The 1,001-nt window shown below is 33.0% G+C and carries 1 protein-coding gene; it reads right to left on the reverse strand.

Annotation, left to right across the window (positions count from 1 at the left end; genetic code table 11):
* Positions 1-7 precede the first annotated feature (7 nt).
* Entirely contained in the window at positions 8-688 is a 681-nt protein-coding gene (locus RM541_RS17355) for a hypothetical protein (protein ID WP_311501395.1), read from the reverse strand.
* Positions 689-1,001: the final 313 nt, after the last annotated feature.

The raw sequence follows: 1,001 nt of genomic DNA on the forward strand, positions 1-1,001 counted from the left end.
GCACAGTTTATATACTATTTGCCGAATTTATTTTTGCTTCAATTCCATTGAAATATTCTACGTAGTCGACTAAGTCCGGCTCAATCCATTCAAAAAGCTCATATATTTCTTCTTTAATTGAAATTGCCTCCGTAAAATCTATATTATTTCCATTAAAGCAAATTGGCTCATTGTGGTATACTCTATTTCGGAACTCTCTTATATTATTTAATTTTTGGTTTAGTATACTCCTATTGACTTGTGCAGGTTTATTAGGAAAGCAATGTATTACTACACCACCAATTAATCTATAATGATGTGGATCGAAAAGACTTGTCCAAAATCCCAAAGATTGCTCTGCTATTACTTTTCCAGCAGTGACAGTACCTCCCATTCTTCGAATAGTTCTTTCAGCCTTTTGAACACTATTTTTAAGATAAAATCGAGATCTTCCTAAGGAGTTGTCATCCATAAATCCATTTTTCTCAGTAATTATCCAATTTGGATTTGCAAAATGTCCTGAAATTTGATAGTTAATTATATTTCTAAGTACAATTTCGAATAGATTTAGGATTGGGTAAAATGCTTGTGAAGTTCTTAGGTTTATTCTATATAACTTTTGAGCTTTTGATTTGGAGTTTCCTGTTGCTTGTAAAAACCTATCTAATCTTGGTTGAGAAATGTAATACTCTAGTTTGCTATATTCCAATTAAAATGAAATTTTCTTGTTCATAACAAATATAGTCACTATTTTTGTACTGTAATGCTTGATAAAGCCTCTTTCCATTCGGAAACGTAATCAAGTGAAAGAATATCGAAAAGCCTCTCACTATGGGAGGCTTTTTTATTTTTAAAACATTTTGCTTATTGAGTTCGACTCACGAAATAAATTGTGCCCAACGGTCCCGGTTAACGACAAGTGGCGCGGAATTATGGATGCGGATTAGTCGGCGTAACGGTTTGGTTTGTTATGGAAACTAATTTAGTTCTTTTCTATTAAACCCGCCATTTGCGATAACCGT

Origin of the sequence: Autumnicola psychrophila (genome assembly GCF_031846645.1) — a bacterium.
GTDB lineage: Bacteria > Bacteroidota > Bacteroidia > Flavobacteriales > Flavobacteriaceae > Autumnicola > Autumnicola psychrophila.